A 22,425-nucleotide genomic window follows, 5' to 3' on the forward strand; every position below is an offset into this window, starting at 1 on the left:
TTTTTCGGGCTCAAATGGAAATTTTTACTATTTTCCATTTACCAAGCCCAGTATGCAAGGTATAATCCCGCCGCAATATTTCACCTCTAAATCCTACTCAACTGGGGAGATGTTGCCAATGCTACGTTTAATTAAAGAAGCGCTTACCTTTGACGATGTGTTACTGGTTCCAGCGCACTCGACCGTCCTCCCAAACACCGCCGTCCTCAAGACTCGCCTGACCAATAAGATTGAATTGAACATTCCACTGGTGTCTGCCGCCATGGATACTGTCACCGAAGCGCGCCTGGCGATTGCCATAGCTCAGGAAGGTGGTTTAGGTTTCATTCATAAAAACATGAGTATTGAGCAACAGGCCGAAGAAGTCCGCAAAGTAAAAATTTACGAAGCGGGCGTAGTACAGCAACCTGTCACAGTGACGCCATACACTACCTTGGCCGAGCTGAAAATCCTCACCGAGAAGAATGGCTTCGCCGGTTATCCCGTGGTCAACAGTGCCAACGAGTTGATCGGGATCATCACAGGCCGTGACGTGCGTTTCGTCACCGACTGGAGCAAGACGGTCGAAGAAGTGATGACGCCGAAACCTCGGTTGATCACAGTCGCCGAAGGCACCAAGCTGGATGAAGTGCAGAAGCTGATGCATGCCCACCGCATCGAGAAAGTGCTGGTGGTCGACGACAACTTCAAGCTCAAGGGTCTGATCACAGTCAAAGACTTCGAAAAAGCCGAACGTAAGCCCAACGCCTGTAAGGACGAGCTGGGCCGCCTGCGTGTCGGTGCCGCCGTCGGTGCCGGTGCCGGTAACGAAGCGCGTGTCGATGCCCTGGTCAAGGCAGGTGTCGACGTGCTGCTCATCGACTCTTCCCATGGTCATTCCGAAGGCGTGCTGCAACGCATACGTGAAACCCGTGCCAAGCATCCGGATCTGCAAATCGTCGGCGGCAACGTCGCCACCGCCGAAGGCGCAGTGGCCCTGGTCGAGGCCGGCGTCAACGCGGTCAAGGTCGGCATAGGCCCAGGCTCCATCTGTACTACCCGTATCGTTACCGGTGTGGGTGTGCCGCAGATCACCGCGGTCTCCGATGCGGCAGAAGCCATGAAGTCCCTGGGCATTCCCGTCATCGCCGATGGCGGCATACGTTTCTCCGGCGATTTGGCCAAGGCGCTGGCGGCAGGTGCTTCCTGCATCATGGCCGGCTCCATGTTTGCCGGTACGGATGAAGCCCCGGGTGAAACCGAACTCTATCAGGGTCGTGCCTACAAGTCTTATCGTGGCATGGGCTCTCTGGGCGCCATGAGCCAAGGCTCATCGGATCGTTACTTCCAGACGGATAACGCCGCCGACAAGCTGGTCCCCGAGGGCATCGAAGGCCGCGTACCTTACAAGGGCAAGATCAAGGAAATCATTCACCAGCACATGGGCGGTCTGCGTTCATGTATGGGCCTGACGGGTTGCGCCACCATCAAGGAATTGGGTGAGAAGGCCCAGTTTGTCAAGGTGACCTCTGCCGGTATGGGTGAGTCCCACGTCCACGACGTGACCATCACCAAGGAAGCGCCTAACTATCGCTCCGGTTCATAACAGAGTTTAACAGGGCGGCGCGGGTCGCCCTTCGTTTAGCTGGCTCCCGGCATCTTCTGCCTGAGCCGGCAAACGTTAGCCGTTAACTGTTTGAGTGGAAACTTAAACGGGATTTCAGACAACTAGATAGATGAAGGTTATCCATGAGCAATATTCATGAGCACAAGATACTGATCCTCGATTTCGGTTCTCAGTACACGCAACTGATTGCCCGCCGTATCCGTGAGATAGGCGTTTATTGTGAACTCTGGGCCTGGGATGTGAGCGAAGCGCAAATTCGCGAGTTCGCGCCAAACGGCATCATTCTCGCCGGTGGCCCAGAGAGTGTCACCGCCGACCACTCACCCCGCGCCCCCGAATACGTGTTCAGCGCCGGCGTGCCTGTACTGGGGATCTGCTACGGTATGCAGACCATGTCCGAGCAGCTGGGCGGCAAGGTCATTCAGGGCATAGGCGAAGGCGAATTCGGTTACGCCCAGATCGAGGTCCTGACCCAATCTGAGCTGTTCAAGAGCATAGAAGATGCGGTCAGCGAGGATGGCAAGCCACTGCTGGACGTGTGGATGAGCCACGGCGACAAGGTCTCGGCCATTCCCGAAGGTTTCGTTGCCGTCGCCAAGACAGATACCTGTCCCTTCGCGGCCATGGCCAACGAAGACAAGCGCTTCTACGGCGTGCAGTTCCACCCTGAGGTGACCCACACACGTCAGGGCATGCGCATGCTGTCGCATTTTGCCCTGGACATCTGTGGCTGCGCCGCCAACTGGAAACCGGCGTCCATCATAGAAGATGCCATAGAGCGTCTGAAGAAGCAGATAGGCGACGATGAAGTCATCCTCGGCCTGTCCGGCGGCGTCGATTCTTCCGTGGTGGCCATGCTGCTGCACCGCGCCATAGGCAAGAAACTGACCTGCGTGTTCGTCGATAACGGCCTGCTGCGTCTCAACGAGGCCGAACAGGTGATGGAGATGTTCGGCGATCACTTCGGCCTCAACATCATCCACGTGGATGCGGAAAACCGCTTCCTGGATGCCATGAAGGGCGAGGCGGATCCCGAAGCCAAGCGCAAGATCATCGGCCGGGTGTTCGTCGAAATCTTCGACGAGCAAGCCAAGAAATGCGTCAACGCCAAGTGGCTGGCCCAGGGCACCATCTACCCTGACGTCATAGAATCTGCCGGCAGCGCCACCGGCAAGGCCCATGTGATCAAGTCACACCATAACGTCGGCGGCCTGCCGGACGACATGGAAATGGGTCTGGTCGAGCCGCTGCGTGAGCTGTTTAAAGACGAAGTGCGCAAGATAGGCCTGGAACTGGGCCTGCCTTACAACATGCTTTACCGTCACCCTTTCCCAGGCCCTGGCCTGGGAGTACGGGTGCTGGGTGAAGTGAAGAAGGAATACTGTGACCTGCTGCGCCGCGCCGACGCCATCTTCATCGAAGAGCTGCACAAGGCCGATCTGTACAACAAGGTCAGCCAGGCCTTCACCGTCTTCCTGCCGGTACGAAGCGTAGGCGTGATGGGCGACGGTCGTAAATACGATTGGGTCGTGTCATTGCGTGCGGTGGAAACCATAGACTTCATGACAGCCCACTGGGCGCACCTGCCGTATGATTTCCTCGGCCGGGTGTCCAACCGCATCATCAACGAGATCGACGGCATCTCCCGCGTGGTGTACGACATCTCCGGCAAGCCACCTGCGACTATCGAGTGGGAATAAGCTCTTGGCCCGATAGTGGTCCAGCTTAAATTGAAAAGGCGCTCAGGCGCCTTTTCTTTTGTGCCTTAATCAGTTGCAAGAAAGCGTGTTGGCCATCTTCACTGTGGACTTATTAGGCGTATCTGAGTTTATTCTGGCAGGTGCGGCTACTGCTGCGAGACGCCACGAGCACATCCCTGTGGGCTCTGGGATTTCATCCCTGAAATCCAAGCTCGCAGCCGCAACTGCACCTTCGCTATGGGAGCTTGTCTTTTCGACTTATTCCTAGACTACTCTCGTGTCTGTTATTTCTCTGTTTGATTTCCCAAATTTTTTACTTGCGATTAACCAGCCAGGCCTGCCAAGATACTGTGTCAGGTGTTTTGGCCAATGACCGTATTCAGCAAATAATACAAAAATTTAGCGATGCGAACTTTTAGCCCTCAAAGGAGTAAAATGCGCATGCGCACTATACAGCTGTGACTTAGACTATGAATACATTTCGATTTAACGACTCACTTTACAAAAAGTACAACTTGAAAATGCTGTGTATTACCGCACCGGTAGTTTTGGTTTTTTATGCTCTAATCGAAGAATTGGGTTTACCGAATTTTGTTATTGCTGTGGTAATCTTCATATGCTGGCTCATCGTAAACCGGCCAATGTTTCTGATGCCAGATGATAATAAATATCGTTCTGATATCGAAGTAACGACAAGCACAAATGAAATAACCGTACTTAATCCGAAAACACATTATAAATTTACGAAACTGTATTCTGATATTGCGGAAGCTAAGAGCTACAACTACTTTGGTATGCCTATCATCAAATTGATATTTCAAGGAAATGAAGTGATTCATTTTGTCGGCTTAGAATCTAGCGACAGGCTGTTTGATATTGTGAGCAAGCGTCTTAAGTAACAAGTGCTTCAGGTTTAACTTCGTGCTGCTACGCAGCACGAAGTTGGGAAGCTGGCGTCATTGCCCCTCAAGCAAACGTTAATTTTAGTACAGGGAACTTTGTTGATGTTTAAGAACTTTATTTTTTCGTTGGTTATGATTGCATCGCTTACCGGTTGCAGTGCAACAGGCCCAAAATTCACTCAAACGGAAGCGCCCAAGGCCAATCAAGCTAAGGTTTATTTCTATCGTCCCAAGGCCATGCTGGATGGTGCAGCCGCTCCAACAGTGCAGATAAATGGTGTTGATAGTTTTAATATCAGCAACGGCGGCTACCAGGTTTTGGATCTTAATCGTGGCGAAACGGTAATCTCGGTCAAAGAAGGCGGGTTTGTGTCCAATTGGCGTGCCGGGCCATTGCAAATCTCTTTCGACGCTCAAGCTAATCACACCTATTTTGTTCGCTTAACGGCTGAGCTTGCCAATGCAGCATATCTTGGAGGCATAGTGAGTATTTCTGGTAATTATTCGCTTGGACTGGTTAATCAAGAAACTGCATTACAAGAGTTGCATGAAACTAAGAAAAACTAACAAGGCAAGCCAGCATCACACCTTCGGTGCTGGACTCGCTAACGCTCGGCCGCTGTTGGCAGCGATATGATTCCCTTTGCCAAATAGACAAATAGTCTCCTTAGCGGAAATTCAAAAAATTTCCGCTAAGGAGACTCTGACAGAGCCTTGTAGTGGCAGAGTGTTTGCTGCACACCGCTGCCGTGCTTGCACATGCCTGCCGCTGGCTAATGCCGCTGAACTTTCCCCCGAATCCAACATCGGACAAATGACCCGTCTACAAATGTCAGTGTCTCGATTCGAAGGCGCCCAGAAACTTGGTATACTGCGGTGCTGAAGTCGATAAGAGTTAATGGACAAAGTGGAAAATCAATCTAAGGCAATGCAACTGACCCAAGAGCAGCAAGACGAACATTGGATGCGGCTGGCGCTCGAGTTGGCCGCGGAGGCCGAAAGCCAGGGGGAAGTGCCGGTCGGCGCCGTGCTGGTCAAGGACGGCGAGCTTATTGCTTCAGGTTTCAATTATTGCATAGGTCTCAAGGATCCCAGTGCCCATGCCGAGATGCAGTGTCTGCGTGAGGCGGGGCAAGTGTTGCAAAATTATCGCCTGCTGGACACCACCTTGTATGTCACCCTGGAGCCCTGTGCCATGTGCGCCGGCGCCATGGTGCACAGCCGCATTGCCCGCCTGGTGTTCGGCGCCAGGGATGAGAAGACCGGCGCCGCAGGTACAGTGGTGAACCTGGTACAGCACCCGGCATTCAATCATCAACTGGCGGTGACGGCCGGGGTGATGGAGGCTGTGTGCAGCGAGCAGTTGAGTCAATTTTTTCGCCGTCGCCGCAAGGAACAGAAGGCGTTGAAGAAAGCCGCTAAGGCCAGCTAAGTCACTCAGGCTGGCTAGTTCAATGCCGGGGCCGACGCCTGGCTTGTTGCCGGGTCTTGCTTGTTCTCTGAATGAGTCGGTGGATTGGACGTCGGAGCAGGAATCTGCTCCGAGCCTGGGGCTTGCAGTCAGTCCTGTACCTGGAGAAAGGTAAAAAATAACTTTTGTCGATTCAGAATGCGTCTGTGGCGTATCTTGAGCAGGGTGCGGCGCCTGGCGGCGGTATTGTTTATGCTTCTTCTTTTCATCTCAAACCTCTTATCTTAAACGTTTGATCTTAATTAAAAGTCTGGTCTCAAACGTTTGCAGTGCAAGTTCATTCTCATCGGCCATTGGCGGCCTATGCCTGAACCGTCAACGACAGTAACAGTTGCCCCGGCTGCAGGCAAGCACACAGGTTTATCGGCAACTGTTTATCCCGGGATACTCAGCGGGGGAGTTTGGGCTCGGCGAGCGGCACCTCGTTGGGCCCGTCCCCGGAAAGCGCCACCGGCTGGGGCTCTGCCGGCGTCAGAATGCCCGGCTGGGCTGTCACTTCCAGATGCCGTTCCTGATTGTCTATCCACACCAAGGTATCGTAGTAACGGCGAATGCTGTCGACATAATGCACCGCCTCGCTGCCTCTGGCGTAGCCGTAGCGTGTCTGCTGGTAGTATTTGCGTTTTTGCAGCAAAGGCAGCACCTTCTTGATGTCACGCCAGGCGCTGGGATTGAGATCCATCTGCTCGGCGAGCTTTCTGGCATCTTCCACATGCCCCATGCCTATGTTGTAGGAGGCCAGGGCGAACCAGATGCGTTGATTCTCCGGGATGGAGTCGGGCAGGCGGTCCATGATGTCCGCCAGGTAAATGGCGCCGCCGCGTATGCTCTGTTCGGCGTCGAGCCTGTTGCTGATCCCCACCCGTTTCGCCGTGGGCATGGTGAGCATCATCATGCCCCTGACCCCGGTGGGTGAGCGGGCATTGGGATCCCAGTGGGACTCCTGGTAGCTGGTTGCCGCCAATTTGCGCCAATCCAGGGTGCCGGCATAGGACTCGAACAGCTTGCGGTATCTGGGCAGGACCCTGTCTATGGCGCGGATGAAGGCCCGGGTATCGACATAATCGAAACGTTTGACGTGACCGAAGTATTTCTCGTTGAGGTGTGCCAGGGTTCCGGCCCTTTGCTCGCTATGCCAGAAGGCCAGCAGCTGGCTCATCAGGGTATCGCTGTCCTGTGGGGCCAGCAGCCATACCACATCCAGCCCCTGTTCCAGGAGCATGCCGTCCCTGAGTTCCGGCAGGTAGCGGCGGTTGATCTGCAGGCTGGTGGAGTCGGTTATTGTGTAGTCCAGCTCACCGTTGGCTATCATGGTCAGCAGTTCTTCATTGTCTTTGTCGTACACCTGCTCCCATAGCAACTTGGGGTGATCTTGTTGCAACTGGGTGAGGGTATCGACGAAGGCGGAGTCGGCGATAACCGCTATGCTGCCTTCCAGCTGATCTATGGCCTGTGGCGGTGGCAGGCCCTCACGGTAGACCAACACCTGATTGACCTTGTAGAGCGGTGGCCCCAGGCGGAATTGTTCTTCGCGGCTGACGGTTTTGCTCATGCCGGCGGCGATGATGTCTATCTCCCCGGTTTTGAGTGCCTGGTAGAGTTCGCTGCGACTGGGATAGGGGGTCATGGTCATGGGCAGATGCAGATATTCGGCGAAACGGCTGGCCATCTCATAGTCGAAGCCGCTGAATCCCTGACCCGAATTCATGAAGATCTGCGGCCCGTAGAGGGTGCCGACCCTGAGCTCGACCAATGGGGGCTGAGGCGGGGCCAGGTCTATGTCCTCTATCCCGGCCGGCTGGCAGGCACTCAGCAGGCTGCATAGCAGCAGGGCAAGCCAGCGAGAGCGGCTGGGGCCGAATAGGGAGTAGGTAAACTTATTCAATATAATCAATTCAGTAGCTTGGCAATGCTGGGCTAGGCAGCTTGTCGGGCTGGATTCTGGCTGAGGTGAGTCTGGGTATTTGTCATAGTGTCGACACCGCCTTTTTCTCAGTAGAATAATGTTTTCAGAAATAGATCCCTTTTATATCACAGGAAACTGGCTTTTGAGCAAGGTCAGCAGGTGATTTGTGGCCGACATTTCCTTATAATAGCGCCACCTTCGACCCTGCAATAATAAATAATAAGGTGAATAGACGTGATGGAGATCATCCGCGGAGCCCCTGCACTCTCGGCATTTAGGGTGCAAAAGCTGATGGAGGCCTGCGAAATCGCGGCGCTTCCGGTACGGCAAATCTATGCTGAGTATGTTCATTTGGCGGATTTGAATGAGTCGCTCGACACTAACGAACGTCAGCAACTCGAAAAAATTCTTACCTATGGACCGGCGATAGAATCCCATACGCCCCAAGGTTCACTTCTGTTTGTTACTCCCCGCCCCGGCACAATTTCCCCCTGGTCTTCAAAAGCAACCGACATAGCCCACAACTGTGGTCTGGGTAAGGTCAAGCGTCTGGAACGCGGCCTGGCCTACTATGTGGAGTCCGATGCCCTGAACCAGGCACAACAACAGGCACTGAGCGCCCTGTTGCATGACCGCATGGTCGAGATCATCCTCGATGATTTTGCCAAGGCAGAGGTGCTCTTTCGCCGCACCGAACCGGCCGAGTTCAAGAGTGTCAACATTCTCGGCGAGGGCCGCCGTGCCCTGGAAGTGGCTAACACTCAGCTGGGACTGGCGCTGGCCGAAGACGAGATCGACTATCTGGTCGAAAACTTCGTGCGGCTCAAGCGCAACCCACACGACATAGAGCTGATGATGTTTGCCCAGGCGAACTCGGAGCATTGTCGTCATAAGATTTTCAACGCAGATTGGACCATAGATGGCGAAGTTCAGCCTAAATCTTTGTTCAAGATGATCAAGAACACTTTCGAAAAGACCCCGGATAACGTCTTGTCTGCCTATAAAGACAACGCCGCCGTGATGCAAGGTTCGGTCGCCGGACGCTTCTTCCCGGATCCCGATGGGGTTTACAGCTATCACACAGAGCCCATGCATGTGTTGATGAAGGTGGAGACCCATAACCATCCGACCGCCATCAGTCCATACCCGGGCGCAGCCACAGGCTCGGGCGGCGAGATCCGCGATGAAGGCGCCACCGGCCGCGGCTCCAAGCCCAAGGCAGGTTTGACAGGTTTCAGCGTATCCAACCTCAAGATCCCCGGCTTCGTTCAGCCTTGGGAAGGGGATTACGGCAAGCCTGAGCGCATCGTCAGCGCATTGGACATAATGACCGAAGGCCCATTGGGCGGCGCGGCGTTCAACAACGAATTCGGCCGTCCGGCGCTGGTGGGTTACTTCCGTACCTATGAGCAGCAGGTCAGCAGCCACAACGGTGTCGAAGTGCGCGGCTACCATAAGCCGATCATGTTGGCCGGTGGTCTGGGCAACATTCGCGAAGATCATGTACAGAAAGGTGAAATCACGGTCGGCGCCAAGCTGATAGTGCTGGGTGGCCCGGCGATGAATATCGGTCTGGGCGGCGGCGCAGCCTCGTCCATGGCCTCGGGCCAGTCGAGCGAAGACCTGGACTTCGCCTCGGTGCAGCGTGAAAACCCTGAGATGGAACGCCGTTGTCAGGAAGTGATCGACCGTTGCTGGCAGCTGGGCGATGAGAACCCGATTCAGTTTATCCACGACGTGGGCGCCGGCGGTCTGTCGAATGCCTTCCCCGAGTTGGTGAACGACGGTGAGCGCGGTGGCTTGTTCAACCTGCGCAAGGTGCCATCCGACGAGCCCGGCATGAGTCCGTTGGAGATCTGGTGTAACGAATCCCAGGAGCGTTATGTGCTCTCGGTCGCACCGGAAAACCTGGCGCTCTTTAGCCAGATCTGTGAGCGCGAGCGCGCGCCATTCGCGGTTGTGGGTGAAGCCACCGCCGAGAAACATCTGACTCTGGCCGACAGCCATTTCGACAACAAGCCGATCGATCTGCCGTTGGAAGTCTTGCTCGGCAAGGCCCCCAAGATGAGCCGTGATGTGGTCAGCGCCAAGGCGCAATCGCCGGCGTTGGATCAGAGCAAGATTGACGTCAAAGAGGCGGTCAGCCGTATCCTGCGTCTGCCGACCGTGGCCGACAAGACCTTCCTCATCAGCATTGGCGACCGCACCGTGACCGGCCTGGTCAACCGGGATCAGATGGTCGGTCCCTGGCAGGTACCTGTTGCCGACTGCGCCGTGACCGCGGCCAGCTTCGACAGCTATGCCGGTGAAGCCATGTCGATCGGCGAGCGCACGCCGCTGGCACTGCTCGACTTCGGCGCCTCGGCGCGTATGGCGGTGGCCGAGTCTGTCATGAACATAGCAGGCACAGACATAGGCTCGTTCAAGCGCATCAAGCTGTCGGCCAACTGGATGTCGGCCGCCGGTCACCCGGGGGAAGATGCGGGTCTGTATGAAGCGGTCAAGGCCGTGGGTGAGCAGCTGTGTCCCGAGCTGGAGCTGACCATTCCTGTCGGTAAAGACTCAATGTCGATGAAGACGGCCTGGCAGCAGGATGGCGAGGAAAAAACCGTCACTTCGCCCATGTCGCTGGTGATCACCGCCTTCAGTGTGGTGCAGGACATACGCAATACAGTGACGCCTGAGCTGCGCAGCGATAAGGGCGACACCGCCTTGCTGCTGCTGGACTTGGGCGCGGGCAAGAACCGCTTGGGCGGCTCTTGTCTGGCCCAGGTGTATGGTGAACTGGGCGATGTGGCCCCGGATCTGGACGATGCCGCCCTGCTGCGCGGCTTCTTCGAGGTGACTCAGGCGCTGGTGGCCGACAAGGCGCTCATCGCCTATCACGACCGCAGCGACGGCGGCCTGTTCACCACCCTGGTGGAAATGGCCTTCGCCGGTAACACAGGCTTGGCGATCGATCTGGCGGGCCTTGGCGGCACGGATCTCGAGCGACTGTTCAACGAAGAACTGGGCGCTGTGATCCAGGTCGCTGCCGCCGAAGCCGAGGCCATCCAGGCCAAGTTTGCCGCGGCCGGGGTGCCTTGTCATTCGATAGGCACACTGGCGGGCGATCAGCTTGTCAGCATCAGAGACGGCGAGCGTGTCATCTTCAGCGACACCCGCATCGCCCTGCGTACCCTCTGGTCCGAGACCACCTACCGCATGCAGGCGCTGCGTGACAACCCTGAATGTGCGCTGGAAGAGTTCAAGCTGAAGCAGGATGCCAGCGACTCGGGGCTCACAGTCAAGCTCGGCTTCGATACCCGTGAAGATGTGGCCGCACCTTACATTCTCAAGGGCGTCGCCCCCAAGATGGCGATACTGCGTGAGCAGGGCGTCAACTCCCATGTGGAAATGGCGGCGGCGTTCGACCGTGCCGGCTTCGAGAGTCGCGACGTGCATATGTCGGATATCCTCTCGGGTCGCATCAGCCTGGATGAGTTCCAGGGGCTGGTGGCCTGTGGCGGCTTCTCCTACGGTGACGTGCTGGGTGCGGGAGAGGGCTGGGCCAAGTCGATCCTGTTCAACGACCGTGCCCGTGATGAGTTCTCGCGCTTCTTCGAGCGTGATGCCAGCTTCGCCCTCGGCGTCTGTAATGGCTGTCAGATGTTGTCCAATCTGAAGGAAATCATTCCCGGCAGCGAACATTGGCCACGTTTTGTGCGCAATCGCTCCGAGCGTTTCGAAGCCCGCTTCAGCCTGGTGGAAGTGCAGCAGAGTCCCTCCATCTTCTTCGAAGGTATGGCGGGTTCGCGCATGCCGATCGCCGTTTCCCACGGTGAAGGCTTGGCCGAGTTTGCCAGCCCGGAAGCGCTGGCCTTGGCCGAAGCCTCAGGCACTATTGCGTTGCGCTTCGTCAACGGCCAGGGTGAGATAGCGACCCAGTACCCGCAGAACCCCAACGGTTCGCCAAACGGCCTGACGGGGATCTGCAGCACGGATGGCCGCGTCACTCTGATGATGCCGCACCCAGAGCGGGTATTCAGAACGGTCGCTAACTCCTGGCACCCGGATGCCTGGGGCGAAGACAGCCCCTGGATGCGTATGTTCCGCAACGCCAGGGTCAAGCTGGGCTAATGCATGATGCTCGGGGTTAGGTCTTGAGCCGAAAGCCAATCAAGAAAGGAGCGATTCATCGCTCCTTTTTTATTGCTCTTTTTTATGGCCCCTGCCCAAGGAGGCGATGCCATGGCCTCATCGCCGGCGGCGTAAGGCTATCGCCGGGCAGGCAAAAAAAAAGCCCCCTGTCTTATCCAGACAGGGGGCAGGTTTTGCGCTAACAAAACTCAAGGTAAATCAGCGCGCCTCGTTTAGCTTTACCGCGAGTTAGCCTTATAGCTCTTTAGCGGTGTATAACTCAACGAAGACACGTTTGTAACTGTTAACCAGACGTTCGAATAAGTTTGTCATATCAATTTCCCCACACCAAAAGTAATGTTTATGTGCGTGAAGTTGGGCTTGACTGGGCATAACCACCAGTACCACCAGACCGTCTCCCTAACACTGGGCATATAATAGGCGGCGACCGCGTTATTCTCAAACGAGAAAAAATACATTTTGCCATTAATAAAACTAATCAATAATATTGATGATTATATATTCACAGATTATGCATTGTTAGTAAGTTTATGATTTTAAGTTGTTATTGTTTTGTTTTATTATACCTTGGTATTTTTTATGGTTAGTGAAACTAGGGTTTATATTGTTGTCGCGCTGTTTTTCATGACTCAGGGCAGCAGGGTGGCGCTAACGCTCTAAACCCGCTTAAAGCCTGTGGCCTGGTTTGCTATCCCATAGTGACCCCTATGTCAATATCGCTTGGGGTGGAAGTGTGCCGCCGGCCGCAAACCCCGGCTAATCTATTGACTCAGATTGATTTACATCAATTTAAGGTGGTATAAATTGGCCTCCGTGGAGAATGCCCTGGCTATCAGTGCCGGCCATTGAAGGTCTCTCACGCCGGGTGTCATCGCTGTCAGCATGAGAGCCTTGGCTCTGCTAGAGTTGGCAGGTAACAGCAGCCTGCCCGGATCCAGGATCGCCAGGCCTATGCCGGCAAGGCATGGGACATTTTAAGCTTCACTCTACTGCCGCTCTGCATGGTTCGGGAGAACCCAGCATAGGGCGCACCACCTAAGGAGTCACAGATGATAGTCGAAGAGGTTGTTGAGCTATCGCGCTTGCAGTTTGCGTTGACGGCCATGTATCACTTCCTGTTTGTTCCCTTGACCTTGGGGCTGGCATTCTTGCTGGCTATCATGGAATCCCTCTATGTGATGACGGATAAGCTCATCTACAAGGACATGACCAAGTTCTGGGGTAAGTTGTTCGGCATCAACTTCGCCCTCGGGGTCGCTACGGGTCTGGCGATGGAGTTTCAGTTCGGCACCAACTGGTCTTACTATTCCCATTATGTCGGCGATATCTTCGGTGCGCCGCTGGCGATGGAAGCCCTGATGGCCTTCTTCCTCGAGTCGACTTTTGTCGGCATGTTCTTCTTCGGCTGGGACAGGTTCACCAAGCGGCAGCATTTGGCGGTAACTTGGCTGGTGGCCTTCGGCTCCAACATGTCGGCCCTATGGATCCTGATCGCCAATGGCTGGATGCAGAACCCTGTGGGATCTGTGTTCAACTATGAAACCATGCGGATGGAGATGACCAGCTTCGCCGAGGTGGTGTTCAACCCCGTCGCCCAGGTCAAGTTCGTCCACACTGTGGCGTCGGGTTATGTCGCCGGTGCCATGTTCGTGCTGGCCATCAGCGCTTATTACATACTCAAGAAACGCGACCTGCCGTTCGCCCGGCGTTCATTCGCGATCGCCGCCAGCTTCGGCATGGCCTCGATCCTGTCTGTAATAGTGCTGGGTGATGAGTCGGGTTATAAGATAGGTGAGGTGCAGCGGGTCAAGCTGGCGGCTATCGAAGCCGAGTGGCACACGGAGCCGGCCCCGGCGTCTTTCACCGCAGTAGGTTTCCCCAACCAAGACACAATGCACACGGATTATGCCATCAAGATCCCCTACGCCATGGGCATCATAGCTACCCGCTCCCTGGATGAGGAAGTCACGGGCCTGACAGATCTGATAGCAGATCATGAAGTGCGCATCCGCAACGGCATCCTGGCCTACAGCATGCTGGAGAAGCTGCGCGCTGGCGATGAGTCGCCCGAGCTGAGACAGGCATTCGAGTGGGCCAAGGTGGATCTGGGTTATGGTTTGCTGCTCAAACGCTACACGGACAAGGTGGTGGATGCCAGCGAGGCGCAGATCAAGGCGGCCGCGCAGGACTCTATTCCCAAGGTGGCGCCTATCTTCTGGAGCTTCCGGGCCATGGTGGGCAGCGGTATGATCATGCTGCTGGTGTTTGCGGCCGCCTTCTGGCAGAGCACCAGACATAAGATAGAAGAGAATAAGTGGGTGCTGAGGGCGGCACTCTACAGCCTGCCTCTGCCATGGGTGGCGATAGAGAGTGGCTGGTTTGTCGCCGAGTCCGGGCGTCAACCCTGGACCATCTCCGAAGTCCTGCCGACCTTCATGTCGGCGTCCAGCCTGACACCGGCCGATGTCTGGTTCAGCATCATCTCCATCACAGTGTTTTACAGTATTTTGTTGGTGATAGAAGTCTACTTGATGCTGAAGTTTGCCAGGCTCGGCCCCAGCAGCATGAAAACCGGGCGTTATCACTTCGAGACGCTCGAGGCCTAAACAGAGGATTTCGTTATGTTTGATTATGAACTATTGAGAATGATCTGGTGGGCCTTGATCGGCGTGCTGCTCATCGGATTTGCAGTGACAGATGGCTTCGACATGGGGGTAGGGGCCTTATTGCCCATCATAGGCAAGGACGACACAGAGCGGCGCATCATGATCAACAGCATAGCTCCCCATTGGGATGGCAATCAGGTGTGGCTGATCACCGCCGCAGGGGCGCTGTTTGCCGCCTGGCCCATGGTCTATGCCGTGTCTTTCTCGGGTTTCTATGTCGCCATGATGTTGGTGTTGTTTGCCTTGTTCCTGCGGCCCGTGGGATTCGACTACCGCTCCAAGATTGAAGATCCCAGATGGCGCAAGAGCTGGGACTGGGCCTTGTTCGTCGGTGGTCTGGTACCTCCCTTCATCATAGGCGTCGCCTTCGGAAATCTGTTGCAGGGAGTGCCGTTCGATTTCGATGAGTTCCTGCGGGCGACCTACCATGGCGGTCTGTTGGGGCTGTTGAATCCCTTCGGTCTGCTGGCCGGTCTGGTCAGCGTCAGCATGGTGATGATGCAAGGCGCCAGCTGGTTACAGATGAAGACGGAAGGCGAGCTCAGGGTGAGGGCGGCGACAGCGGCCCAGGTCTGCGCCATCCTGTTGCTGGTGTTATTTGGCCTGTCCGGTCTCTGGCTGATTAACGGCATCGACGGCTATGTGGTGACCTCTGTGATAGATCATCACGGTGCCTCCAATCCCGCCACCAAGACGGTCGCGGTCCAGGCCGGTGCCTGGCTGCTGAACTACGACAAGTATCCGCTGACTATGTTATTCCCGACATTCGGGCTCATCATGCCCTTGCTGGCATTTGCGGCGAGTCGCTTCAACCGCTCGGGCTTCGCCTTCCTGTTCAGTTCGCTGGCGATAGCGGCGGTGATCCTGACCTGTGGTGCGGCCATGTTCCCCTTCATCATGCCATCCTCTCTGGCCCCTAACCTGAGCCTCACCCTGTGGGATGCGACGGCAAGCCAGATGACCCTGACTGTGATGAGTTGCGCGGCGGCGTTTTTCATTCCTCTGGTGTTGAGCTATACGGTATGGACATACTTTAAAATGTTCGGTCGTCTCAGTCGCCAGCATATCGAAGACAACAGGACCTCACTCTATTGATGGTTACCAGGAAATAAGGAAACTGATTTATGTGGTATTTCACTTGGATATTAGGGGTATTGCTGGCTTGCTCCTTCGGTATCATCAACGCCCTATGGCTGGAAAATACCGAGAATATGGACAGATCCGTCGAGGATGAGAGTTAACGCCGGCTACCAACAAAAGAACCTCACCCTGTGAGGTTTTTTTATCTCTTGCGCTCGGCGTTGGCCCGCGCCTGTCGGGCGTTGCCGCCCCGGCATTGTCAGTCCCGGGCCCCGGGTCTACTATTTAAGGAGATACAGCTCACATGGCTGCGATTGCTGAACGGCAGTTTGCTTGCTGGCGTGATGCGCTCTGCCAGTCCTGTGATTGAACATTATCCATTCTGTGCCGAAGGAGGCTGACTATGTTAGGTGAAATTCATTCTTTAACCCACGAGTTCCCCGAGTATGTGGATGTCATCGCCGAGTTGAAACACAGAGACAGTGAATTTGCCACCATGAGCAAAAGGTACAGCGAGCTGGACAACAAGATCCGCGCGCTCGAGCTTACCAGTGTTCCCACCACGGATGCGCATTTCATGGAGTTGAAGATGGAGCGCTTGTCCCTCAAAGACAAACTGCATCACAGGCTGGTCAATCAAGGGGCCTGAGCAGGCACCCCATTTTTTATGGCATAAGGCTCGCCGGCTGCCGCCTTCGGCCCGGCGATGAGGCTGTTTCGTGCCTGTCATTCCCATGAGTGCCGGCTGGCGCTGCCTTTAGCCCAGGCTTTCATGCTTGGGTGTTGCCGCGTGCGGCTTCTCCTCTGGCGAAAGAGGCCGACTCAATATCAGAAGATTCATTTCAAAATCAATCAGCCATAGGCCTTGGTGTCTTGCGGCCTGAGCCTAGTTCTCCCCCCGGCATTTCCCCTTTCTCTTGTCCAGCCGCTACTGAGTTTGGTTATTTTTGCAACAAAAAATATTGTATACAAAATAAAGTATATGTTATAAATGTTGCGGTTTTGTGACCTTGAATCGCCGGGATGGACACGGCTGGCGGCACAGGAAAGACAAAACTGACCAATAACGACAACGAATCAAAGGGAGAGGAAAGGTGAAATTACACCCATTAGCCAAGATGACAGCGTTAGCCGGCGGCAGCATTATGTTGACCGCCGTACCCCTAATGGTACAAGCAGAGCAGCAAGATAAGGTCGAACGCATCGAGGTCACAGGTTCGCATATCAAACGAATAGACATGGAGGGGGCGAGCCCAATCACTACCATCACGGCCGCCGATCTGGAAAAATCCGGTTTTGCGACCGTGGGCGATGCACTGCGCAGTTCCAATTTGAACGCGTTCGGTTCTTGGGGCGGTGGCTCGAACAACAGCTGGGGATCGCAGGCGACAGTGCAATTGAAAGGCGGTTCGGCATTCCACACCCTGACGCTGCTCGACGGCAAGCGCATGGCCAAGTCGCCCGTGCTCGACGGCGGCGCGGCCAACATCAATACCATTCCCATGGCGGCGGTTGAGCGGATCGAAATCCTCACAGATGGGGCCTCGGCCATCTATGGCACAGATGCCATCGCCGGTGTCGTCAACATCATACTGAAGAAGGACTATGAAGGCATTCAGCTCGACGCCCGCATGGACAGGCCCACAGCCGAAGGCGGCGACTCATCCAATCTGTCTTTTACCGGCGGTCTGGATTCGGATAAGGGGCATCTGGTATTGACCCTGGAGCATTATGAATCCCAAAAGATAAAGCAGAGTGACCGCTGGTATACCCGGCCCTTCCTGTTGGAGGGCGGGGATGCCAATGACTATCAGGACTGGGTGAATATCAGCCCGACGGGACGGGTGCTCACCCAGGGCGATGCCGGCGGCTGGGTGTACTCGGCCCCGTTTTCGAATGCCGACAAGAGCTGTGCCGATGTCTATGGCGAGCAGTTCCTCGGGGTATTGAACGACAGCGACTATCCGGGTGACACCCTGTGTGCCTACGACTACAGCCGGGCGGCGGCCATTTCTGTCGGTCAGAAGCGCAACAATACCCTGATACATTACACCTATGAGTTGAGCGATGACATAGAGCTGACGGCGCGGGCTTTCTGGGCCGCGAACGAGACCATGGACGTGTCGGCACCTGTGCCCGCAGCGATCAGCATTCCCAATGGCTTGCCTGCCTATACCACGGCCGAAGGCCTGGATTTGGTCGAACTCGTTGCCGACCCGGATGCAGGCATGAATTTCCGCTTCGATACCGCGGGCAATCGCGTTGCCGAGCACCATGACAACATCTTCGACTACCTGCTGGCCTTGAATGGGACAACGGATTACCTGTCCTGGGATTTTTCGGTTAATTACAACCAATACAGCAACTTTACCTGGGGAACTGGCTATCAGCTGAAAGGCGCGACCACAGATCTCATCGGCCGCTGGGATAGCGACAGCAATAGCTTCGTGGGGTGGGATCCCAGGGATCCCCATTCACCCATGCCACAAGGAGCGACGGCGAACTATGACAAGCGCATGAACGCGACGTATCTGGACGTCAGCGGTGGTGCCTCATTCGATCTGTTCGAGCTGCCTGGGGGGATTTCCGGCATGTACCTTGGCGCCGCCTATCGTGAAGAATCTTTGGATTCCAAGGTGACGGCTCTGGCCGAGGCGGGGCAGATCATCGGCGGCAACGGCGGCAGCGGCGGCGAGGGTGAACGCGATGTGAAGGCCGCTTACTTCGAGTTGGTGTTGCCGCTGCTGGACAAGCTGGAGCTGAATCTGGCGGGACGCTACGATGATTACTCGGATTTTGGCGGCACCTTTAATCCCCAGGTGTCGGTCAAATACAATGTGCTCGACCCCTTGCTGCTGAGGGCATCCTGGGGAAACGGCTTCAGGGCGCCGACCCTGTCGGATCTGTATCAGGGCACCTCTGAAGGTTTCGGCTATATTACCAACTACCTGAATTGCTACACCGAAGGCGAAGACATAGATACCTGTGGCCGCCGTGACTATGCGCCTACCCGCACCGGCGGCAATGAAGCGCTGCAGCCGGAAGAGTCCGAGTCATACAACTTTGGCCTGGTGTGGGATATCACGGACCAGATCAACATCTCGGTCGATTATTGGTCGCTGGAGACCTCAAACCTCATAGAGACCCTGGACCCGGACGAGATAGTCAAGACGCAGGCCAAGCTATGGCAGGCGGCAGACGCCCTGGGGGTGGCCCGTCCCGAGGTGGGGTCTGTCTATGCCGGCGCCTCGCTCGAACAGAGAGGCAACGGCCGGATAGACAATGTCGTCAGTCGTAAGGTTAATGTGGGCTTGAGCGAGCGCGAAGGCATGGACGTGAGTATGCATGCGAGCTGGGATACCCAAGTGGGGGAGTTGAAGGCCGGCCTGAGCTGGTCCCACTATTTCAAGTACAAGAGCACTTATGTTGACTCCGGGGTGCGTATCCTGGGTGACAACATCGCCGGGCGCGAGGGCTCTCCGGACGACAGGGCCAATGTTTCGCTGGATTATCTGGTGGGCAATCATTCGCTGAGCTACTTCGGCAACTATATCAGCGCGCAAACGAGCTGGGATCTTATCGAAGGCAGCTGGGACCCGGATGCAGGTCAGACCGAGGACGAGGGGCGGTTATTTGAAATCGACTCTGTCTTCTATCATAACCTGACCTATACCTACAGCTTGCCATGGAACGACAGCCTGTCCATCGGCGTCACTAACCTGACGGACGAAGAGCCATCGTTCAAATACGACGGCACTTTCGATGGCGACTTGTATGATATACGGGGACGCACCTACTGGGCTTCATTCCGCCAAGCATTCTGAGTCTCGCAGCGACACAGTTAAAAAGGGCGCTCTCTGAGCGCCCTTTTTTTATTGATGTCAACAGGCCTCTTGTGCCTGCCGTGCCCTCTCGGGCGTTCGCTTCATCAACAATAAATACATGGTAGGGACCCAGAGCAGCGACAGCAGGGTGGTCAGCAGGGTGCCGCCGGCAATGGCGATGGCGAAGGGAGGCCAGAAGCCGCCGCCGGCGATGATCAGCGGGATGAAGCCACCGACTGTGGTGATGGTGGTCGAGCTGATGTGGCGGCCACAGGAAGACACTGCCCTGACTATGGTGTCCAGATCCCCGAGCCTGGCCGCCGGCAGATCTTCCAATTCGGCCAAGATCACTATCGCGGCGTTGATCGCCAGCCCCATCAACCCCAGCAATCCTATGATCACAGTGAAGCCGAAGGGGTAGCCGAAGACATAGACGGCCAGCAGCCCCAGCCCGGCCGATTGCAGCGCACTGAGCAGGATAATGCCCGTCAGCCTGAAGGAGTTGAAGGACAGGACCACGGTTGCCAACAGCAGGGTGACGACCAGCACCAGGCTCGACAACAGGTTGCCGACCGCCTCATTGCGCTTGGCACTTTCACCGCCGATTTCCAGGTGATAGCCGGGCGGCAAATGCAGCTGCGCCAGCTGTGGCTCTATGGCTTGCAGCACCTGCGCCGGCAACACGCCACTGGCGATATAGGCTTCGACCGTGTTGACCCTCTGGCCGTTGCGCCGGGGAATGGCACCGCGGCTGACCTGGGTTTCACTGTGTGACAGGGCGGCCAGGGGGATGCCTGAGCCCGTCGTCGACACCAGGTTGATTTCCGCCAGGCGAGTGGCCTGTTCCCTGGTGCTGTCGCCGAGCCGGACCCTGACCGGCAGAGACTCTGTCTGTTCCAGCAGGCTGCCGCCGAGTATGCCTGTGGTCGACATCTGGATCTGATCCGCTATGTCTTTGAGGCTCAGGCCGCTCATCAGGCTGGCGTCTTCATTGACCTGCAGCCAGACCTTGGGGGCGCCGGCACTCAGGGTGGTGCGGCTGTGGATCACCTGGGGTATGGTGGCGAGCATCCGCCTGACCTCGTCCCCCAGGCCGCGCAGCACGTCCAGATTGGGGCCGAAGAGCCTCAGCTCGACCGGGGCGTTGAAGGGCGGGCCCTGTTCCAGCTTGCGCACCAGGATCTGTGCCTCTGGATAGGCCAGGTCCAGCGCCTGTTGCAGCTCAGGGATCAGACGGTTGGCCGTGTGGAAGTCGCTGACCTTCACCATGGCCTGGGCATAGTTGGTCGCCCCCTGTTGCCGCTGGAGCAGGTTGTAATAGAAGGAGGGGACATTGCCGCCTATGAGCCAATCGACCTGGGTAATGTCCCGGGCCTGGCGCAGCCGCTGGTCCAGGGCGGCAACCAGGGTGCGGGTATGCTCTATGCTCACATGGGGGGCGAGATGGACTTCGACCTGGAACATGTCCCTGTCCGATGGCGGGAAAAATTGCTCCGTCATCTTGCCGGCGGCGAAGAACCCCAGCACAGGCAGGGCGCCTATGCCGATAGCCGTCAGCAATGGCCGTTTGAGTGCGCCGCCCAGCAGGGTCTGATAATAACGGCTGAGGCGAGGCAAACTTATGCCGTCGCGGATCCAGCCGGGGCTATGGCCTTCGAGGCTGAACCTGCCGGCCAAGCCGGCGATCAGCGTATGGGAGATGACATAGGAGCCCAGCAAGGCGAAGATCACCGAGATGGCGATGCCGCCGACAAACTCGCCGGCGGCGCCCGGCATCAGCACTATGGGGGCGAAGGCCAGCATAGTGGTGATGGTCGAGCCTGCCAGTGGCAACCAGAGGTGGTGCAGTGTCTGCGACACAGCCGCCAAACGGCTGGCCCCCTGTTGACGGCGCTGGGCGATGGCGTCGACTATGACGATGGCGTTATCCACCATGATCCCCAAGGCGACCACCAGACCCGTGACCGACATCTGGTGTATCGGCAGGCCGACATATCTCATGCAGGCCAAGGTGAACAGGGCGGTCAGCGGCAGCGACAGGGCGACTATGACGGCATTTCTCAGCCCTAGGGTCAGCATCAGCACCAGCAGGATGATCACAAACCCCTGCAACAGGTTGATCAGCAGGCCGCCGAGGCGCTCCGAGGTGTAACTCTCCTGCTCGAACAGCCATTTGACCTCTATGTTGGCCGGCAGGCTATGCTCAAACTCGGCGACGGCCTGGGCGACCTGTTCCTGCCACAGATCCACCCTGGAGGTGTTGAGCATGCGGGCGGCGACCATTATGCCTTGCTGGCTGTCGATCAGCGCTATGCTGTCCGCCGGGGTCTTGGCCTGGCGCGAGATGTCGGCGACATCCCCCAAACGCAGGATCCTGCCATCGGCATCGACCCTGAGCGGCACCTGACGGATGCGACTCAGGGAGTCGAGTTCTCCCGAGACTTCCACCAGGGCCCTGAAATCGGCATTGTTGATTTCCCCGGCGGAAATCTTGGTATCCGCGTGGCTGAGGATGCCGGCTATGGCCCCGGGAGTCAGCTTCAACTGGCTGATTTTATTGCCATCGAGCCGAACTTGGATCTCCTCCGTCGGAGCGCCATGGAGTTTGACGAAATCGGTACCCGGCAGGAGTCGCAGACGGCTCTGCAGCTCCTTGGCATACCTGTGCAACACATGGGGTTGCAGCTGGGAGTCGCCGCGCCAAGCCAGGCCCAGGATGGCGGTGTTGGCGTAACCTACCTGGTCGTCGAGCCGGGCGTTGTGGGCACCCTCGGGTAATTGTGGCTTGGCATCGGCGATGAGATCCCTGGCCCTGGACCAGACGGGATCTGTCTGGGTGACATTATCTTTCAGTTCCAGCTGGATAACCGAGATCCCTGGCCTGGAGGTCGACTGCACCAGCTTCAACTCTTCCAGACGCCTGAGCTGGTTTTCCAGCACTTCTGTGACCAGGGCTTCGACCCGTTCCGCCGAGGCGCCAGGGTAAGGGGTGATGACAGAAGCGAAGCGATTGGTGATGTGGGGATCTTCGGTTCTCGGCAGGCTGGAGATGGCACCGAACCCCGCCACTATCAGCAGGGCGATGAACAGGCTGACGAGGCGGCCATTTTCGACGAAGGCTTTAATCATG

13 protein-coding genes are annotated in these 22,425 nt (G+C 56.5%); 11 read left to right on the top strand and 2 right to left on the bottom strand.

Features of this window, described 5'->3' with window-relative positions; all coding sequences use genetic code 11:
* The first annotated feature begins 118 nt into the window (after positions 1 to 118).
* The 5 genes from guaB to tadA all read left to right on the top strand — a co-directional run bounded on the left by guaB (position 119) and on the right by tadA (position 5,640).
* Positions 119 to 1,585 carry an IMP dehydrogenase gene (gene guaB / locus HC757_RS10020; protein WP_169564211.1) on the top strand — a complete coding sequence of 489 codons (1,467 nt, stop codon included), beginning with the start codon at positions 119 to 121 and terminating at the stop codon, positions 1,583 to 1,585.
* Positions 1,586 to 1,728: 143 nt separating this feature from the next.
* Positions 1,729 to 3,306, top strand: coding sequence for a glutamine-hydrolyzing GMP synthase (guaA, locus tag HC757_RS10025; protein ID WP_169564212.1), 1,578 nt, complete (start codon positions 1,729 to 1,731; stop codon positions 3,304 to 3,306).
* 515 nt (positions 3,307 to 3,821) lie between these two features.
* Positions 3,822 to 4,205 (top strand): hypothetical protein, encoded by a 384-nt coding sequence (locus HC757_RS10030; protein ID WP_169564213.1) that lies wholly within the window; start codon positions 3,822 to 3,824, stop codon positions 4,203 to 4,205.
* A 105-nt stretch (positions 4,206 to 4,310) separates the two neighbouring features.
* Positions 4,311 to 4,775: a DUF2846 domain-containing protein gene (locus tag HC757_RS10035; RefSeq protein WP_169564214.1), complete on the top strand. Its 465-nt coding sequence runs from the start codon at positions 4,311 to 4,313 to the stop codon at positions 4,773 to 4,775.
* A 331-nt stretch (positions 4,776 to 5,106) separates the two neighbouring features.
* Positions 5,107 to 5,640 carry a tRNA adenosine(34) deaminase TadA gene (gene tadA, locus HC757_RS10040; protein ID WP_169564215.1) on the top strand — a complete coding sequence of 178 codons (534 nt, stop codon included), beginning with the start codon at positions 5,107 to 5,109 and terminating at the stop codon, positions 5,638 to 5,640.
* 427 nt (positions 5,641 to 6,067) lie between these two features.
* Here tadA and mltF read toward each other — a convergent pair whose 3' ends face one another.
* A complete protein-coding gene (gene mltF, locus HC757_RS10045) occupies positions 6,068 to 7,564 on the bottom strand; it encodes a membrane-bound lytic murein transglycosylase MltF (RefSeq protein ID WP_169564216.1) in 1,497 nt (498 codons plus the stop codon).
* A 258-nt stretch (positions 7,565 to 7,822) separates the two neighbouring features.
* On the opposite strand from mltF, the gene purL reads away from it, so the two are divergent.
* The 6 genes from purL to HC757_RS10075 all read left to right on the top strand — a co-directional run bounded on the left by purL (position 7,823) and on the right by HC757_RS10075 (position 19,295).
* Positions 7,823 to 11,704: a phosphoribosylformylglycinamidine synthase gene (gene purL / locus HC757_RS10050; RefSeq protein WP_169564375.1), complete on the top strand. Its 3,882-nt coding sequence runs from the start codon at positions 7,823 to 7,825 to the stop codon at positions 11,702 to 11,704.
* A gap of 1,070 nt (positions 11,705 to 12,774) precedes the next feature.
* On the top strand, positions 12,775 to 14,331 hold the full coding sequence (locus HC757_RS10055) for a cytochrome ubiquinol oxidase subunit I (RefSeq protein ID WP_169564217.1): 1,557 nt from the start codon (positions 12,775 to 12,777) through the stop codon (positions 14,329 to 14,331).
* 15 nt (positions 14,332 to 14,346) lie between these two features.
* Positions 14,347 to 15,486, top strand: coding sequence for a cytochrome d ubiquinol oxidase subunit II (gene cydB, locus HC757_RS10060; protein WP_169564218.1), 1,140 nt, complete (start codon positions 14,347 to 14,349; stop codon positions 15,484 to 15,486).
* Between the two features lie 29 nt (positions 15,487 to 15,515).
* Positions 15,516 to 15,632: a cytochrome bd-I oxidase subunit CydX gene (cydX, locus tag HC757_RS10065; protein ID WP_169564219.1), complete on the top strand. Its 117-nt coding sequence runs from the start codon at positions 15,516 to 15,518 to the stop codon at positions 15,630 to 15,632.
* Between the two features lie 242 nt (positions 15,633 to 15,874).
* Positions 15,875 to 16,120, top strand: a complete 246-nt coding sequence (locus tag HC757_RS10070; protein WP_169564220.1) for an HP1242/YdcH family protein — start codon at positions 15,875 to 15,877, stop codon at positions 16,118 to 16,120.
* Between the two features lie 445 nt (positions 16,121 to 16,565).
* Entirely contained in the window at positions 16,566 to 19,295 is a 2,730-nt protein-coding gene (locus HC757_RS10075; protein ID WP_342343061.1) for a TonB-dependent receptor domain-containing protein, read from the top strand.
* Positions 19,296 to 19,352: 57 nt separating this feature from the next.
* Here the strand turns inward: HC757_RS10075 and HC757_RS10080 are convergent, their stop codons facing one another.
* The gene (locus tag HC757_RS10080; protein ID WP_169564221.1) at positions 19,353 to 22,424 is read right to left on the bottom strand and encodes an efflux RND transporter permease subunit; all 3,072 of its coding nucleotides are present in this window, start codon (positions 22,422 to 22,424) and stop codon (positions 19,353 to 19,355) included.
* Between the last annotated feature and the right edge of the window lies 1 nt (position 22,425).

It is taken from the genome of Shewanella salipaludis (assembly GCF_012911865.1).
GTDB lineage: Bacteria > Pseudomonadota > Gammaproteobacteria > Enterobacterales > Shewanellaceae > Shewanella > Shewanella salipaludis.